Source organism: Peribacillus sp. NJ4 (genome assembly GCF_030348345.1).
Taxonomy (GTDB): domain Bacteria; phylum Bacillota; class Bacilli; order Bacillales; family DSM-1321; genus Peribacillus.
Genome location: NZ_JAUCFQ010000001.1, coordinates 3,163,584 through 3,180,631 on the forward strand (window position 1 = coordinate 3,163,584; position 17,048 = coordinate 3,180,631).

15 protein-coding genes and 1 pseudogene are annotated in these 17,048 nt (G+C 39.0%); 5 read left to right on the top strand and 11 right to left on the bottom strand.

Annotated elements, in window-relative coordinates; translation table 11 throughout:
• The first annotated feature begins 74 nt into the window (after positions 1-74).
• Entirely contained in the window at positions 75-992 is a 918-nt protein-coding gene (locus QUF94_RS15735; RefSeq protein WP_289316683.1) for a LysR family transcriptional regulator, read from the top strand.
• Positions 993-1,189: 197 nt separating this feature from the next.
• Here the strand turns inward: QUF94_RS15735 and QUF94_RS15740 are convergent, their stop codons facing one another.
• Positions 1,190-3,232 (bottom strand): sigma-54 interaction domain-containing protein, encoded by a 2,043-nt coding sequence (locus QUF94_RS15740; protein WP_289316684.1) that lies wholly within the window; start codon positions 3,230-3,232, stop codon positions 1,190-1,192.
• A gap of 268 nt (positions 3,233-3,500) precedes the next feature.
• On the opposite strand from QUF94_RS15740, the gene QUF94_RS15745 reads away from it, so the two are divergent.
• The gene (locus tag QUF94_RS15745) at positions 3,501-4,922 is read left to right on the top strand and encodes a YfcC family protein (RefSeq protein ID WP_289316685.1); all 1,422 of its coding nucleotides are present in this window, start codon (positions 3,501-3,503) and stop codon (positions 4,920-4,922) included.
• Positions 4,923-4,957: 35 nt separating this feature from the next.
• Positions 4,958-6,130, top strand: a complete 1,173-nt coding sequence (gene iadA / locus QUF94_RS15750) for a beta-aspartyl-peptidase (RefSeq protein ID WP_289316686.1) — start codon at positions 4,958-4,960, stop codon at positions 6,128-6,130.
• A gap of 26 nt (positions 6,131-6,156) precedes the next feature.
• Here iadA and QUF94_RS15755 read toward each other — a convergent pair whose 3' ends face one another.
• Positions 6,157-6,399, bottom strand: coding sequence for a hypothetical protein (locus QUF94_RS15755; protein WP_289316687.1), 243 nt, complete (start codon positions 6,397-6,399; stop codon positions 6,157-6,159).
• A 591-nt stretch (positions 6,400-6,990) separates the two neighbouring features.
• On the bottom strand, positions 6,991-7,215 hold the full coding sequence (locus QUF94_RS15760; RefSeq protein ID WP_353957788.1) for a hypothetical protein: 225 nt from the start codon (positions 7,213-7,215) through the stop codon (positions 6,991-6,993).
• A gap of 16 nt (positions 7,216-7,231) precedes the next feature.
• On the opposite strand from QUF94_RS15760, the pseudogene QUF94_RS29090 reads away from it, so the two are divergent.
• Positions 7,232-7,306 (top strand): annotated as a pseudogene (locus QUF94_RS29090) (short-chain dehydrogenase); the annotation flags it as partial.
• A gap of 96 nt (positions 7,307-7,402) precedes the next feature.
• Here the strand turns inward: QUF94_RS29090 and QUF94_RS15765 are convergent.
• The 7 genes from QUF94_RS15765 to QUF94_RS15795 all read right to left on the bottom strand — a co-directional run bounded on the left by QUF94_RS15765 (position 7,403) and on the right by QUF94_RS15795 (position 14,495).
• A complete protein-coding gene (locus QUF94_RS15765) occupies positions 7,403-7,732 on the bottom strand; it encodes a carboxymuconolactone decarboxylase family protein (RefSeq protein WP_289316688.1) in 330 nt (109 codons plus the stop codon).
• Positions 7,733-8,314: 582 nt separating this feature from the next.
• Positions 8,315-9,307: an NAD(P)/FAD-dependent oxidoreductase gene (locus QUF94_RS15770; protein ID WP_289316689.1), complete on the bottom strand. Its 993-nt coding sequence runs from the start codon at positions 9,305-9,307 to the stop codon at positions 8,315-8,317.
• 209 nt (positions 9,308-9,516) lie between these two features.
• Positions 9,517-9,765 carry a ferredoxin gene (locus tag QUF94_RS15775; RefSeq protein WP_289316690.1) on the bottom strand — a complete coding sequence of 83 codons (249 nt, stop codon included), beginning with the start codon at positions 9,763-9,765 and terminating at the stop codon, positions 9,517-9,519.
• A gap of 43 nt (positions 9,766-9,808) precedes the next feature.
• Positions 9,809-10,603, bottom strand: a complete 795-nt coding sequence (locus QUF94_RS15780) for an alpha/beta fold hydrolase (protein ID WP_289316691.1) — start codon at positions 10,601-10,603, stop codon at positions 9,809-9,811.
• A 587-nt stretch (positions 10,604-11,190) separates the two neighbouring features.
• Entirely contained in the window at positions 11,191-12,471 is a 1,281-nt protein-coding gene (locus tag QUF94_RS15785) for an MFS transporter (RefSeq protein ID WP_289316692.1), read from the bottom strand.
• 604 nt (positions 12,472-13,075) lie between these two features.
• On the bottom strand, positions 13,076-13,537 hold the full coding sequence (locus tag QUF94_RS15790; RefSeq protein ID WP_289316693.1) for a DUF2690 domain-containing protein: 462 nt from the start codon (positions 13,535-13,537) through the stop codon (positions 13,076-13,078).
• 397 nt (positions 13,538-13,934) lie between these two features.
• Positions 13,935-14,495, bottom strand: a complete 561-nt coding sequence (locus QUF94_RS15795; RefSeq protein ID WP_289316694.1) for an HPP family protein — start codon at positions 14,493-14,495, stop codon at positions 13,935-13,937.
• 397 nt (positions 14,496-14,892) lie between these two features.
• On the opposite strand from QUF94_RS15795, the gene QUF94_RS15800 reads away from it, so the two are divergent.
• Positions 14,893-15,915, top strand: coding sequence for an NAD(P)H-dependent amine dehydrogenase family protein (locus QUF94_RS15800; RefSeq protein WP_289316695.1), 1,023 nt, complete (start codon positions 14,893-14,895; stop codon positions 15,913-15,915).
• Positions 15,916-16,289: 374 nt separating this feature from the next.
• Here QUF94_RS15800 and QUF94_RS15805 read toward each other — a convergent pair whose 3' ends face one another.
• Complete coding sequence (locus QUF94_RS15805; protein ID WP_289318401.1) at positions 16,290-17,045, bottom strand: IclR family transcriptional regulator; 756 nt, start codon at positions 17,043-17,045, stop codon at positions 16,290-16,292.
• Positions 17,046-17,048: the final 3 nt, after the last annotated feature.

The following is a 17,048-nucleotide window of genomic DNA, read 5'->3' on the forward strand; positions in this document are numbered from 1 at the left end:
TATTAGAAGTCCACCCTTCCTTTTACCAGCTATTTAACAGTGTATTTTCAAATCAAACTGAAGTGGGTGATTGTTTGAATTTCCTGTCCCTCCGCTATTTCATAGAGGTTTCTAACCATCTTAGTTTCAGTGAGGCTTCCAAAACCCTGCATATCTCCCAGCCCGGACTTAGCCAACAGATTTCATCCCTCGAAAAACAATTAGGCTTTAAACTATTAAATCGAACGACAAGAAAAATCACTTTGACGGAAGAAGGAGAGTACATCTATAAAAAACTTGCTCCTTCCTTTGAAGATATCGAGAAAACAGTGAATTACATAGTTGAAAATAAAACCATCCCCAAGCCTAAAATGAAGATTGCTACCGTCCCCTCTGCAGCTAGCATATATATCCCGAAGTTATTGAAAAAGGTAGTGGAGGAATACCCTGAAACAGAATTTTACGTGCATGAAACAACATCCTCAAGAGCTGTGAAACTCGTAAACCAACAAAATTATCATATCGGATTCATCCGAACGCCCATACACAATAACATCATCGCAAATGAAGGATTAAGCATGATTGAATTCCTGAGGTTTCCTTTACAATTGGTTGTTTCCATTGATCATCCACTAGCCCAGAAGGATTCCATACACTTATACGAAGCAAAAGACGAACCTTTTATCCATTATGATGCCGTTCAAGCACACTCCCTTCAATTCCTTTTGGAAAAAGCTTGTCTGACTGCTGGATTTTCACCTAAGGAATTATGTAAAGGATCCGAATTACTGACGATCGCCAATCTTATATCCAATAACTTAGGCGTTGCTCTCATGCCTGAAGATATGGTGAGCTTGTTGGGAAAAAGCAAAGTTAAAGCCTTGAACATCGATAACTCTGAATTATCCAGTTCCATTTCCGCAGTTTGGAAAAACACGGATGCATCAATGCTGACTAAGCATATTTTGAAAACATTAAAAAATGAACATGCTTTTAACGATATATTTGGCTAAAATAGCAGCGAAACAACTCGGAATGAGAAGATCAAAAGTAAAGGTTTTACGCATTATGAAGTAAAAAAAGCCCAATTTCTCGTTTATGACGCTGAGAAATTGGGCTATACTAATTTTTCTTCTATACTCCGCTAAGTAATATCATTTTCAAAACGTTCAAATATTCGGACCACCCCTATAGGTAGTGCCTAAGAATATCAATGTATCCCATGCTCTGACTTAAGAAAATATAAATACTCTATTCCGGCAACGGTGATTTTCGTACCGGCCCGTCCTCTGCCTTTGACGACAAACCCTTCGCTTTCTAAAATATTTAAGCGGCGTCGGATCTGCTGGGGGGACAAGAAAATGTCGGAATCTTGACTGTTACTTGAAATCAGTTCTCTACTTGCCGCTTTTCCTTTTTCGTTGCATTGCTTGATTACTTCCAGGATGAAAGCACGCTCCTGCATTTCCAGCATACTTTCACATGCGGGATATTCAGAAGGCACACTGTTTCCCGTAAGCCCGTGAATGAACGGAAGGTCACTTTTCGTCACGACATTTCCCTCACAGACAGTCAGCATGTAATCAATTGTGCTTTTCAGTTCTCGTATGTTGCCGGGCCATTCATATTGCATGAAATACTCCAGAACTCCTTGCTCCACCTTTACCCACTTCCCGCTTTTTGTGATTAGATGCTTTATCAAAAGCGGAATATCCGCTCTTCTTTCTTTAAGTGAAGGAATGTTCAGATTGAGTACATTCAGCCGGTAAAACAAGTCTGTTCTGAATGAACCGTCCCGCATCTTTCCTTGAAGATCTTTATTCGTTGCGGTAATCACTCTAACATTAATGGGAATGATTCTTTTTCCGCCAATCCTGCGAATTTCCCCCTCCTGCAGAACTCGAAGCAGATGGGATTGAACGGTGAGACTTATGTCGCCAATTTCATCTAAAAAAATGGTCCCATTATCCGCCATTTCAAACAGTCCTTTCTTGCCTCCCTTTTGTGCTCCTGTAAATGCCCCTTCTTCGTAGCCAAACAATTCGCTTTCAAGTAGCGTTTCTGTTAATGCGCTACAGTTCACAGCCAGAAACGGCCCGTTTTTTCGCAAGGAATGCTCATGAATGGCATGAGCAAACAGTTCTTTTCCTGTACCTGTCTCGCCCTGAATCAAAATCGGATGCTCCGATAAGGCAAGCTTCTTGGCAATTTGTTTACGCTTTTTCATTACTTCATCCTCGCCGATAATATCATCAAAACAGTATTTCGTATAGAATCCTTTATTTCGCATTTCTCTTTGTGCTGTCTTTTCTATTTCTAAGGCTTGATGTACACTTTTGAAGGTTGCAACGATTGTATGTTCTTTGATCATTTGCAATCGAAAAATTACGACATCCACGCTGTCTATTTCGAAGAACTTGCTTTCATCATTACCTTCCATGATGAATTGGGTAATATCCCGGCGATTCATTACTTGCTCTAGATACTTATTAACCACCTCTTGTGCCTCAACATGGAACAATGCCGCAAGCTGGTTATTGAATACTGAAATCAGTCCTTCTCCGTTAACGACCAATATTCCATCATCGACTGTTCCCAACACATTTTGGATGTGTTCGCTCATTTGCTTGGCATCCCGCTCTGCATATACGAGCTTACGTTGTAATTCTATGATATTGCTAATATACCTTTCTGAAATCTTCGAGGATATATCCTTGTGCAAACCACAACTTTCTACTACTTCCAGAATTGTTGTTATATCGAAAAGACGCACGCCTATATCGATTACTTCTTTTATATAAGGTGGACACAGATGTGTTTCTCCTGGTGAAACGGCAATTTGGACATCCTCATAAAACAATATACCCTTCCGAAAAGGGATAAATTGAATATGATCGACACCAAGCTGATATAAGGATTCAATAAGATTTATAGTTGCATCATCATCATCATTCACCAGAAGAACTGATGAACCATCTGGTATTCTTAAAAGTTTGTCAATGTACTCATGGTTAACCGTTCTTTTTCCCACAATTATTTTCCCGGCATTTACGCTATACATACCCTTTTTATTAACATAAGCGGCATCTGATGAATACAAGATGATTTCATCTTCCAGAGAATGCGGTAAACCCTCATCTGCAGCATGGCTTTTGACATGAACATAGTCTCCAAGCAATTGTTCCAGCTGTTCCTGCAAGGCTTCCTTTGTTTTTGTGCTTCCCGCTATAAGTGTAAGTGAGGATCCTGACATAAAAACACCAACCTGTCTTTAAATTGGTTCTATTATATCACCAAAAAAGACCAATAAAGTCCTTATACTCTAATTCCGACAATTAAGTTTCCGTAAATATCAATCTCCCCTTAATGGCACAAGATTTGCATATATAAAGGATTGAAGTGCCTATGGATAAGGAGGGGACGGCATAATACTAGGAAACTGATGATATCCCATAGGCCGGGAATATATTGTAAGCGTGTTAATTCTATGCATTTATTTTAAAGACAAAGGAGAGACACTGATGAGCCAAATAGAAGAGAAGGTTGTTTCGCTTGGAACAGCGGGAAAAAAAGAGAGAAAAATCAATGTTTTTGTATTGCTGCTCTGCATTCTCGCAATAGCAACTCTATTCACCTACATTTTGCCTGCCGGGGAATATGCACGGATCGAAGCCGATGGACGGACAACTGTAGATGCCAGTTCTTTTAAATGGATAGAATCTGCACCGGTCGGAATGTTCGATATGATAAAAGCTATTCACACCGGAATGGTGGAAGCCGGAAATATTATCTTTTTCTTATTGATTATCGGAGGATTTTTTGGTGTTTTAAGAGCAACAGGAACGGTTGATGTACTTATCGCTACAATGGCTCGGAAGTTGGCGACGCGTGAAAAGCTATTGATTCCTGTCGTGATGCTGTTTTTCGCAGTAGGCGGCTCCTTAATGGGGATGGCGGAAGAAACACTTGCATATCTTCCTCTTATCATTCCGTTGGCGTTGGCCCTGGGATTCGATACAATTACAGGAACCGCCATAGTCATAGTGGGGGCATTGTCAGGGTTTACGACTGCCATCATGAATCCATTCACAGTAGGACTTGCGCAAGGAATTGCAGAATTGCCGATGTTCTCGGGCATAGGGTTGCGCCTTATTTTATTTTTTATCGTCTATATTGTTTCTGTTCTTTATATCTATCGTCATGCAATGAAGGTAAAGAAAAATCCTTCTATAGGAATATACGGGAAATATACAAAAGAAGAAGCGAAAAAACTGCTGCAATCAAGTGCAAAGTTAACAGCCAGACACAAGTTCATCTTAGGCGCCTTTTTAATTAACTATATCGTCTTGGCGTTTGGAGTCATCAAGTTCCAATGGTACATGACAGAAATAGCTGCCTTATTCATTGTATTGACAATCGTTATTGGAATCATCGGGAAACTGTCTGCAGATCACATTGTCAACTCCTTTACCAATGGATCTGCAGCCTTGCTCGGCGGCGCTCTGATAATCGGCGTATCACGCGCCATTCTTGTCGTATTGAATGAAGGACATATCGTTGACCCAATGCTGCATCAAGTAGCTGAATCCATCCAGCATATTCCGGCCTATTTAAGCGTTGCCGGCATGTACAGCTTCCAAACCATTATCCATTTCATTCTAGCGTCAGGCACCGGTCATGCGATGCTGACCATGCCAGTTATGGTGCCGCTTGCAGACTTATTGGATATTACACGCCAAACTGCAGTGCTGTCTTTCTCTTTTGCGGACGGAATTGGAAATATGATTTTCCCGACCGCTACCACCTTGATGGCGGGCTTGGCAATCGCAGGCATTCCTTGGACAAAATGGGCGAAGTGGATTCTGCCGCTGGTGCTCATTCAATATCTCATCGGATTAATAGCTGTCATCACAGCTCACTTCATCGGATATGGTCCATTCTGATATAGATCACGACTTATTACAGGAGGAGAAACGCATTGCTTACTTTAATCAAAAATGGCGAGATATACTCACCCAATTACTTAGGACGGAAAGACATATTAATTACAGATGATAAAATCGCATTCATAGATGATAGAATCGAGATTCCTGACAACTTTGCTCCTATTCAAATCATCGATGCGACTAATCTTTTGATTGTTCCGGGTTTTATAGATTCACATGTTCATATTATTGGCGGAGGCGGCGAGGGCGGATTCAAAACCCGCACCCCCGAGCTGATGCTCACGGATATTACAACTTCAGGTATTACTACGCTGGTCGGCTTACTTGGTACGGACGGAACTACACGTAGAATGGAAAGCCTCCTTGCCAAGGCGCGGGCCCTTGAAGAGGAAGGTATTTCCTGCTTCATTCATACAGGCTCCTATCAAGTACCCGTTAAAACATTGACAGGAAAAATCGAAGACGACATTATTCTAATCGACAAAATTATCGGTGTCGGGGAGATTGCCATCTCCGACCATAGATCATCAGAACCCACATTCGAAGAAATTATAAAAATCGCCACAGCGGCACGTAATGGCGGGATTCTATCAGGAAAAGCCGGTATATTGGAAGTTCATGTAGGGGACGGAAATGGAGAGCTTTCATTGTTACATGAAGTCGCAGATAAAACCAACATTCCCATACGGCAGCTCCATCCGACACATATTAACCGAAATGAAAAATTATTCAGGGCGGGAATTGATTACGCGAAACGAGGCGGATACGTAGACTTCACTACAAGCACCATTCCTCAGTTTTTAGAAGATGGCGAAGTGAAGTGCAGCATGGCCTTACGCATCATGCTTGAAGAAGGGATTCCAGTCGGACACATTACCTTCTCTTCAGACGGGCAAGCAAGCCTTCCATTTTTCAACATTCATGGAGAATATGCAGGCCTTCAAGTAGGAAAAGTATCATCCTTATATCACGAAGTCCGTGATTCTGTTTTAGAAGAAGGCATCCCTCTTGAAACGGCACTGAAGGTCATCACCACGAATCCCGCACAAGTGCTGAAGCTTTCAAACAAGGGCAGTATACAAATCGGGAAGGATGCTGATATCGTATTGTTGCAAAAGGAAACATTATCAATCGCCACTGTAGTGGCGAGAGGAAAAGTTATGGTAGAAAAAGGTGTTCCGTTGATAAAAGGAACATTTGAATGAGGAGACAGGATACCCGTTTATCGGAATCACGTCGTCTCACAGTGATTCGATTCCGTAATAGGTATCCATCGCAATGTTGAAAATGGCATGCCACTCGCCAATTTGGAAATCTGCATTTCGACCGGTATCGGGTACGCAATCTTTCTGGCTACCGAAGAAAAATCATAGCGGGAATGCTGAATGACCAGTCCGTTGCGGATCCGATTCAAGGCGGTGCGGGAAATTCTCGGCAGGAGCAAAGAATCATCTATTGGTAGATTTATGTCCACATCGGTACTAGCGTTTCTCCTAGGTCCGTTGCAGGTGCAGGAGTAATAGATAATGAAGATATTTCATTCCGCCATTCCAGGGTAATGTCCACATCAAAAGCAGCAAGGAAAGACTCGAGTTGTTATAAATTTCTTGACCCGATAATGGGTGCTGTTATTGCAGGCTCCGACATAACCCAGACAACTGCAAGTGTTTAGGTGTCAATGCCATGTTCTACAGCATACCCATTAAATCGGTCAGCTACAGCGATATTCATTTCATCCAAATAGCGATCAGAATATCGTTTATCTTCCACTAACCGTCTTTGCTATGTTCGTTTATCCACCCCATGTTTCCCTTTAAGAAGTCCAGCTCCTAAAGGGCTATGGCTATAGAATACTCCAACCTGTTCGGAAGCGGGCAGAGGTAAAATTCCGACCTTAGCTTGACGTTTAACCAAGTAAAACATAGGTTGTATTACTTCAAAACGGACAAATTGTCCTTTTGTAGAAATCCACAGTGGGATAATTCAAAGTAACCCCTCCCAATCATTTTTTTAAAACAAATAAAGTATTAAATGTCTACGTTTCCCCAAAAATCCGGTCACATCATTAATGATGTGACCGGATTTCTGTTCCCTCATTGTAGATATAACAGCTGCAATGCCATAAAGTACGCCTTTGATGTTCACATTGATCATCATATCCATTTATCGATTTTTTTCTAAAATGGAATGATTGTGGCATCACTCCTTCATTATTCACTAATACATCGATTTTCCCAAACTCATTAAGCGCATACGAAGCCTGTACTTCCTTTTGTTCATGCCAAGCCACATAAGCTTACAGTCGAATTGAAGAAACTACTGCCAAAGAACTTGCATCTAAAGGGGCAAAGTTGGTGCCAGCGGCTCGACGTGAAGATCGATCAACGAAATTCCCGTAATAATGACAACTTTACCTTGAATATTAGCCATATTAATTAACATCCTTTCTTAAATAAATGACTTTTAAAATTTCATTGCTATTTTTCTTTCGAAAACAATTCTTTAGCAACCATGATTGCAGACATCGCTTTTGGCCAGCCGGCATAAAAAGCAAGATGGGTAATGACTTCAATAAGTTCTTCTTCAGAAAGACCGTTTTCCTTTGCTTTGTTTAAGTGAAATCCTAGTTGTTGTGTATTTCCACCGGTTATTAAAGAAGATACGGTAATTAAACTACGGTCACGGGGATTGAGTTCCCCACGCTCCCATATATCCCCAAACAAAACATCATCGTTTAATTGTACAAGCTTGGGAGCAATATCTCCGATCATTTTCTGTGCTGGAGTAGGTTCTATTGAATTTGACATTTAATATCTCTTCTTTCATTTTTTACTCTTCTATTTTGCCGTAGGTAGTTAAATTTGATGCCCAATAAAAAACATATTGATAAGATATCGCTTTCCTGGAATTTGTCATTGAAGAATTAAAAGGAGATGTGAATATAAACGTAGGAAAAAATCAAGGATTAAATAAAGAGGTTATTCTTAAATTCTTTGGATCAGCTAACGCAGGGGTAGTGGAATCCTACGATAGCTGACCCACCCTAAGTCGTGGCAGAACAAGTAGGGATTTCGTTATATAGGAACCTATAGTTATTTTCTATTAATAGCCTATTCAATACTATTTTTTACTTACGAAGAAACATATTGTGAAGAATCGCTATGGGGGACCTTACTTAAACGATCTAAAAAGTCGAATTCCTATCTTTGAAGAAATTCGACTTTTATTTTTGAATGTGTAGCTTTGAATGTAATATTCGTCTTGACGTAGCGTTTATGTAAGCAGGACCTATAATGAAGGCAATTGGACTGATTATTATTTATATAAGCTGTTACCAATTAGTACCTTCCTATATTAAATTTATTAAATCTTTATATTCCCTTTTCAGGTTAATTAAATAAGGAAGTACTATGCATCGGCTGAACTTTCGCTTTGGGATCAATGTAGGCTTTAGCATTATTGACAGCCGTAGGACCTTCACCAAATCCAGAAGCAATCAATTTAACCTTGCCATCATACGTACAAATATCCCCGGCTGCATAAATGCCTGAAATATTCGTTTCTTGTTTGGAATTAACGATAATTGCATTTTTATTGATGTTTAGATCCCATTCTTTAATCGCGCCAAGAGAAGAGACAAAGCCGTAATTAATAATTAAATCATCTACGTCCACCACTTCTTTTTGTTGAGTCTTTACGTGTTCCAAAACAATTTGAGTAATCTGATCCGACCCTACCAGTTCGGAGGGAATATATGGTGTTTTGACCTCAACAGAGGAATTCACTAATTGTTCTACACTATGTTCATGGGCACGAAATTTTTCTCTTCTGTGTATCAATGTTACTTTTTCAGCAATGGGCTCTAACATAAGGGCCCAATCAACTGCAGAATCTCCACCGCCTAGAATCGCAACTTTTCTTCCTTTAAATTGGTTCATATCATTCACGAAATAATGCAAATTCTTATTTTCGAACTGTGTTGAATCTTCCAATTCTAGTTTGCGGGGCTGAAAAGCTCCATTCCCAGCAGTAATAATTACTGATTTAGAGAAATGAGTATCGAGGTTTGTAGTGATCTTAAATGTTCCATCAGCTTGCTTTTCCATCTGCTCAACTGCTTCTTCAAGACAAATTGTTGGTTTGAATACTTTCATTTGTTCTTTTAAATTATCTATCAATTCCTGAGCCCTTACTTTTGGAAATCCAGCTATATCATAGATGAACTTTTCGGGGTAAAGAGCCGTGAGCTGTCCTCCCAATTGAGGAAGACTCTCAATGATTTTCACCTTTGCTTGCCTCATTCCCCCATAAAACGCCGTAAACAAGCCAACTGGGCCGCCGCCAATAATTGTTATGTCATAAACCTTCTTTTCTTCTGTCAAATTAATCACTCCTTGTTCTTCATGTTGTTGGTTGATCATACTGAACTTAGACCCATTAAGGGATAGACCTGTACAAGTAACCCTTCCATTTCCCCGTTCCAAAAAATAATAAATGTTGAATTTCCACCCTTTAAACCAAACTAGAGATGTTATCTCCATAGTTAAAAAAATCTATAAATCTATAATTGCAACCATCTTATCTAGAAATGTTATTCAAATTTATTAGGATTACCATCAAAGGACACTTGAGCTATTTTAATAGATTCGGTCGGACATCCTTCTGAAGCATCCAGCATATCCTCCTCGAGTTCATCAGGTATGATTGCTGCCCCATCATTATTATCCAATATAACAAACGCTATACCTTCATCATCGTAATCATAAATCTCCGGAGCTGTAGCACCACATGCTCCGCAAGCAATACAAGTTTCTTTATCCACGATTGTATATTTAGCCATTTTCACTATCATTCCCCTCTTTAATCTAAGCTTGTTTTTTTCCTTATTCACTTTTGTTCAAAAATTCTAGAATGCTTGAGTTAAACTTCTCTGGATTTTCTTGATAACACAGATGACCGCCTTCTGGAATTATAACTAGCTGGGAGTTCATTAATTTTTCATGAATTGCTTCCGACTCCTTTATAGGAGTTACAGTATCCAACTCACCACAAATAATAAGAACGGGAACATCTATATGAGATAACAAATTCATTTGATTTAGATGATAAAGTGAATATGCTACCGAACGATATCCTGCCGGCCTTACCTGTGTCATAATCTCTTTTACGCGCTTATGGACTTTTTCTGATGCATAGGAAGATAGCAATGCTTGTATCCTTTTTTCCGCTATCTCCCCAGGAGAAAGGTTTTCAATTGAAAATAATCGATTTTTCAATTTCATCTCGTTTTCTTCTGGGGTTAGGGCAGCAGCCCCTCTTGTCGAATCGGCTAATATAAGTTTATTAATCTTATTAGGGTACAGGCTACAGAACTCTATCGCAATTGCTGCTCCCATTGAATGGCCGAGCAGATGGATTTTTTCCAACTTTAGCTGATCAAGCATGCCGTTCAGAATACGTGCAAACTCTTTAAAATTTCTAAATTCTTCTGCCGGATCTGAACTTTTCCCATAACCCGGAGCATCCCATGCAATTACCGTGAAATGTTCCTTTAAATCATGAATTTGTTCCATCCATGACTGAGAATTATTACTCATACCATGCAACAATACTAAAGGTTCTCCATTACCTTCTATTTGATAATGAATACTTAAATCTTCAACTTGTACATAAGGCATGCAATCAGTCCCCCTTATTTGTTTTTGGCGGAGGCAAATCTATAAAACCTTTTTACAGAATTAAGTGTACGGTCTTGTAAGCGAGACACAAATTCCTTATTCTAAAAGGTTTCTTTTGCCACTTTAAATATCCTCAATAAATTAAACCTCACAAACCGAGTTGTTTCACATACAAAACATTGTTTTTTATATATTAACAATTTTAAAATGTAATCGCTTTATTGTCAATGTAAGTTATAAAAAAGGAAAAGTGTATTGGTTTTAACGCTCTGTTTTTTTATAGTCAACAAAAGATGATTTACACATTTATAATACTCAACTTGTTCTTTCACTCGTGAGTCTAAAAATATATCAACCCATTGGCACTCTATCTTTAAGACTTATATGGCTTCTCAGTAAGAATCCGGCGCCCCTTCTTACTGAGAAACCATTTCTAACTACGGTTTATTGAACACCAATTCCACTTGAACTGAGACAGGCTATACCACATTCGGTTCTTCTTTTACGGCGGGTGTCTGCGCATGTACTTTCACAACATTTGCGCTGTTTCTGCCAATCGTGTCGCTGCTGTCCCTTGATCCATCCAATTAAAAAGTTACTTTATTTCCGGTCGTATTACTTAGGTGATATTCAGCAGCCTCTCTTTTAATCATAAACAAGTAAGCCACAAACCCAAGCATAGCTGCCACAATCAGCATGCCGATGGAAGGACCAAAATCACCGCCAGACAAATCGCGACTCCACCCCATAATATAGCTTGAAAAACCACCCATAATATTTGTGAAACCCATTAAACCGGCTGCGCGGCCAACTGTTTCAGGTGTCGAAAATTTGATGATGAAAAAATTGGTCAGATGAAACATTCCTCCCTGGGTTCCCATAGCGAGTCCCATAGAAACGCCTGCGACAATAGGATTTGGTGCAATAACGGCAATTGTCAAAAATACAGCTGTTAATATGAAAAGAATCGTCGCTAGCAAACTCGGGCGTTTCGTTTTGTCCGCCAGAAATCCACCGGCCAGGACAAATCCAAGAGCAAATAGCCACGATAATGAAGTAATCCCCGTCATTGCTTCTCTTTCAAATCCTTTGGCTTCGACGAGATAGGTTGGCAGCCAAATGCTGATTCCAAAGAATAGAAAGGACGACATCAAATTGCCAAACCAGACAATCCAATAACGATAATCCTTAGCGAAGAATTGCTTCTGCTCCGCATCATTTGCTTCGTCTTTTTGGCGAATGTAGGAGACCTCTTCTTTACTGAGACGTGGATGTTCTTCTGGCGTATTGCGAGTCAAGAAAAGGAACATTGGAATATTAATGAATAAATTAAAGGCGGCGAGAACAAAGAATGCAGCCTGCCAATGAAAAGTTGAAATTATAAGAATGAGCATAACAGTACCCACTGCTGGGCCTAGATAGTTGCCGGTAATCCAGAATGACTGTGCCCGACCAAGCTCTCGTTTATGAAACCAATTCGAAATAAATTTACCCGATATCGGAATCATCATCCCTTCCCCAATTCCGAGGATGACCCTACTAATTAAAAACATTTCATATGAAGTAGACAGCCCCCCCATAACCATGGTCGCTGTCCAAACCAGCAAACCTAAAACAGCTGTTTTCCGTGCCCCTAACTTGTCAATAATAACCCCCCAAAAAATGTTGGAACACGAGTATGAAATCATGAATATAAAGGAGATTAAGCCAATTTTCGCATTTTTATCCGGGCCAGTTAAACCAAGGTCACTTAAAAATCCCGGATCAGTTTGGATAACAGAGATACCCACTTTATCAATCTGACCGAAAAACCAGAAGAAAAAAATAGGAACCGCAATGTACAACCACCTTTTTTGACCTTGTAACATGTTATTACCCCCTTTTAATACTTTTTTGAATACGCTTTCATTAGTGATAAGATAATGCCTCTCATACTATTAAACTTATCCAACTCCCCCTTTCAAAATAAATAGCAGCAACTTCATGTTTTATATAAAAAACATTGTTACCAATATTTAATGTTATATTGAATTTTCTAAATAGTCAATATTATTCAGTTAATATTTTTTCAATAAAAAAAATAGTTTTATATGAAAAAAACAAAAAAAGTATTGTTTCGTTGACAACAACACGAAACAATACCGTCTTCACCATTATTGATTATGGATTCTAAGATCGCACCAACACTACGCGGCAAGGAGTAACCGGATTTACAACCATCCATACAACTCGTGATCGCAAAAAATAAAAACGTGCCTATTTGTGGACACGTTTTTCATATGAAGGAAGGAATAGTTCCTTCCTGTATTTTAATTCGCATATAAGCATTGGTCGCTTAATGTATCTCCTTTACCGTAAATATAGGCTTTAGAGCCGGATGTATAGGAAGAATTGTCGTACTTCCATTTGTTTCTGAGGCCCATGTTTCCGCCTGCTCCATATGTTTCATTGCATTTCTTCTTATATAACCTACTAATAACGACCGGTGTTCGCAGAAATAATTAGAGCCCCAGTTGAAGAATAAATACCTGCTTTGGCCAAAGCATTATACGGATCTAAATTCCATAATTGTGAAGTATAACAGGACGTCTGACCTCTCATTATCCAACCGTTTCCACCGGAACTAGCACAACTTGTATATGCTCTCTTAGTCGTGCCATTAAAACTATCAACCCAAACATTTGCATAATAATCGTACGGAGCAGCCGAATAAAACTTTAAGTATCCCCAAGCAGTATGACAATACGCACTTCCTTTTAGCTGCACATATCCAATTTTCACACCGTTTTTATAGATATATTCTGTTTCATAGGTGATTGGACTTTTATTCGCACAGCCTGTCGAATAAGGATTTGTATTATCATGGGACAGGGCATATGCTTTATTCATGGGTGCAATCGCAAAAAACAGTCCAAAGACAAGAGTTACTGCCATCCCAATATTTAATAATTTTTTAATAATAACCTCTCTCCTTTCCTTCTTCTAGACTTCACCATACAATAATTGGAATTTCCATGTACTATGGAATCATTTACCATCTGTATAAATATTACCATTTTTCGGCTAACTACGAAGTAAACGGATAATCCCACATGCCCAGTATGGATATGGCGGCTTCTGCTAATAGTAAAAAAATCCGACCTATATTGGTCGGATTTTTTTTATTTAATTTAAGTATAATCAATGTTTTTGAGTTTTTTATAACTTCCAGTTGTATTTTCCCCAAGACAGGTCCTTTCGGAAACTCCTTGCCAAAATACACCCTCACTTCCCGATTTATATATAATTATATATTTCTAATCATCTAAATAATACAGACCATATTAGTTTTTCATAACCAGTGTTTTGGATATTGTCTAGTTTGAAATAAGTTATTATAAATCATCGATATTAAAACTAATAATATGGTACCTATTACAATCGATAGAAGGAATCCCCACCCTGCTTGAGAATTGACAGCCACAAGGGCACTTGCTGCTGCGGGAGGATGTACAGTTTTTGTAAGGGTCATTATAATTAATACTATAGCTAACACTAGACCGATAATGAATAGGCTCTTGCCAAATATGCTCCAAATAATAAGTGCTGAAGTTGTCGAGATTATATGTCCTCCAATAACATTACGAGGTTGGGACAAGAGACTATTATGGGCACCAAAAACAATTACACAGCTGGCCCCAAGCGGAGCTAATGCCATAGGATATCCTAAATAGACAGCTATGAAACTAATAATGATAATTGTAATGAGCCCACCTATAGCTGAAATAAACGAATCAATATAATCAATATCATCTTTTGATCTAGCTTCACCCTTCATTTTCTTTAAATACGCTGTTAAACCTATGTTTGGTTGATTACTCCATCTTTTCTCAAGGCTTTTTTCAAAATCCATAATTTATGTTTTCCTCAAGCTTTCTATGTAATTTGATACGTTCCGAAGTTTTTATCTATAAAGTTATCTTACATGAAAACAAGGAATGTTTAAATATATCTCTGAATTTTAATTTTTAGGGATTAATTCTTTACTTTGCTCGGTTAGAATACCGACGCGCCTTGGAATGGTTGTTTTGCTTCAATCCCTTGCAACCGATAGCCACTTCGTTCAGCACAAAAAGTTGGGACTTTTCTTAATAAAACCTTTTGAAGCCTCTTTTACATACATCCGCCCATTCATTACTGTCATTCCTTTTATAACGATAATTTATAAATATATAAAAATTAACTATTTTTATTATTTATCTATCAATGTTAGCCTTTTCTTATACGTTATTTGAAAGGATGAGAGATGAATGGCTAAACAATATTCTAAATTTACAGTATTCGGACTCGGCCCCATTGGTATTGAAATTCTACGCAGCGCTTATCAAACCAATCCACAATCGATTATCGGCGTTGTCGATATTGATCCCGATAAGGTAGGTAAGGATATTGGTTTACTCATCAATGAAAAAGAAACGAACAAGTGTGTAGTAACCCACATACAGGAAGTGAATTCTGCAGCTGACCACCCTATTGCCCTTCATGCAACCGGTTCAAACGCACAAAAAGTATGGCCACAAATCAAAGAGCTTTTAGATCATGGTTTTTCAGTTGTTTCCACCTGTGAGCAGCTTTCTTTCCCTTGGCATCGCTACCCTGTACTGGCAAAGGAAATAGATGATTACGCTAAAGCAAAAGGACTTAGTGTCATTGGAACCGGAATCAATCCAGGCTACATAATGGATACTATGGCCATTTCTTTTTCAACAATATTGACGACGGTTAACAAAATCAGGGTCAATCGTAAAGTGGATGTATCCAAAAGGCGCCTTCCCCTACAAAAAAAAGTCGGAATCGGTATGACCAAAGAAGAGTTTGAATTTTTAGCTGAACAGGATAAAATTGGTCATGTAGGACTTGAGGAGTCTGTAAGATTGATTGCTTATGGGCTCAATTGGAAACTTTCAAGCGTAATCAATATAATTGAACCAACGATTGCAAGTGAAAATATTACCGTTCCCCTAACTACATTAAAACCTGGGGATGTTAAGGGGCTCCATCAAATTTCCACGGGCAAGACAACGGACGGAAAGGAAATTTCACTGGATTTAACGATGTCTGCAGGTATTAAGCAAGAAGATGAAATCGTTATTGAGGGAAACGAAACCCAGAGGTTGATTGTCCCAAACGGCATTTTTGGCGATACCGCAACCGCAGCAATGATTATCAATACCGCAAAGCAAATTGATTCCCTCCGTAAACCAGGTTTACTTACAATGGCTGACATCGGCGTGCCGAGAAATATAAATCAATCAGACTTTGTGCGTATTTAGGGGCTAACTAACGATTATCCATTTAAGTGTAACCAGATTCCAAAGCTTGAATATAGCGATATCAGCAAAGGTGAACCATCTCGGATGGTTCACCTTTGCGTCTTGGGTCAGTTAAATTTCACTTCCCTATGTTCATGAAATGGTTAATGATAAGCCCCTCCTTAATAAAGCTGCTATCATTACACCGTTACTACTGAGCATGTCAAAATGACAAAAAAACCACCATAATCCGGTGGCTTTGCAGATTATTCCTTTTTTTAAAACCGGGGACCCCTACTTTTTTTGTCTACTATCATATGTAAGTCATCCTAATTAAGTAAACTAATCGATTTCGTAAATGATGATAGTTTGAAAAAAATCATTTTCTATTTTCCTTAATGAACTTGAGAACCAAGTTTCATGGAAATTGCCTTGGCAGCATTCGTTACTTTGTCAATCAAATCAGGCAGGCGATCTTCCTGAAACCTTGCTTCAATACCGGCCACACTAATACCAGCTACTATTTGACCTTTGCCATTAAGTATCGGTGCACTCACCGCTTTTGTATAATCTTCAAGTTCTGATGAAGTTATCGTGTAACCATTCATTCTAGCTTCATCCAAAGCATTACGGAGTTTAGTTTTATCCGTTATCGTTCCCATGGCGATTGGTTTTAATTGAATACTTCCCAAATAATTTTCACGCTCTTCTTCTGGCAAATTTGCTAAAATGATTCGAGAGTCACCAGCGTACAATGGCGAACGCCTTCCAATAGATGTATAAAGCCGAACAGGATGCAGGGTGTCCACCTTTTCGATGTACATCGCTTCATCCTTATCCCTCACAATTAAATTCACTGCTTCTTCAACATCATCCCGAAGGTCTTTCATGATGGGATAAGCGATTGACCTGATATCCAAACGCTCCCCTACCAGTTGACCAAACTGCAAGAATATCAGTCCAAGTGAATAATGGCCATCATCGTCCTTTGTTAAAAATCCCATTTCTTCCAATGATCCCACCATACGGTGTAACGAGGTTTTCGGCAAATGGGAAAGTTCCATCATTTCATTAAAGGTCAGTTTCGGATGATTTATGAAAAGGGTTAGGATTTGCATGGATTTCACGACCGTTTTGTTATGTGCCTGCATGAT

Bases quoted from the DNA above. Each gene is read 5' to 3' on its own strand.
- QUF94_RS15740 (WP_289316684.1), bottom strand. From the start codon at position 3,232: ATGTCAGGATCCTCACTTACACTTATAGCGGGAAGCACAAAAACAAAG.
- QUF94_RS15745 (WP_289316685.1), top strand. From the start codon at position 3,501: ATGAGCCAAATAGAAGAGAAGGTTGTTTCGCTTGGAACAGCGGGAAAA.
- QUF94_RS15765 (WP_289316688.1), bottom strand. From the start codon at position 7,732: ATGTCAAATTCAATAGAACCTACTCCAGCACAGAAAATGATCGGAGAT.
- QUF94_RS15775 (WP_289316690.1), bottom strand. From the start codon at position 9,765: ATGGCTAAATATACAATCGTGGATAAAGAAACTTGTATTGCTTGCGGA.
- QUF94_RS15780 (WP_289316691.1), bottom strand. From the start codon at position 10,603: ATGCCTTATGTACAAGTTGAAGATTTAAGTATTCATTATCAAATAGAA.
- QUF94_RS15785 (WP_289316692.1), bottom strand. From the start codon at position 12,471: ATGTTACAAGGTCAAAAAAGGTGGTTGTACATTGCGGTTCCTATTTTT.
- QUF94_RS15790 (WP_289316693.1), bottom strand. From the start codon at position 13,537: ATGGCAGTAACTCTTGTCTTTGGACTGTTTTTTGCGATTGCACCCATG.
- QUF94_RS15795 (WP_289316694.1), bottom strand. From the start codon at position 14,495: ATGGATTTTGAAAAAAGCCTTGAGAAAAGATGGAGTAATCAACCAAAC.
- QUF94_RS15800 (WP_289316695.1), top strand. From the start codon at position 14,893: ATGGCTAAACAATATTCTAAATTTACAGTATTCGGACTCGGCCCCATT.
- QUF94_RS15805 (WP_289318401.1), bottom strand. From the start codon at position 17,045: ATGCAGGCACATAACAAAACGGTCGTGAAATCCATGCAAATCCTAACC.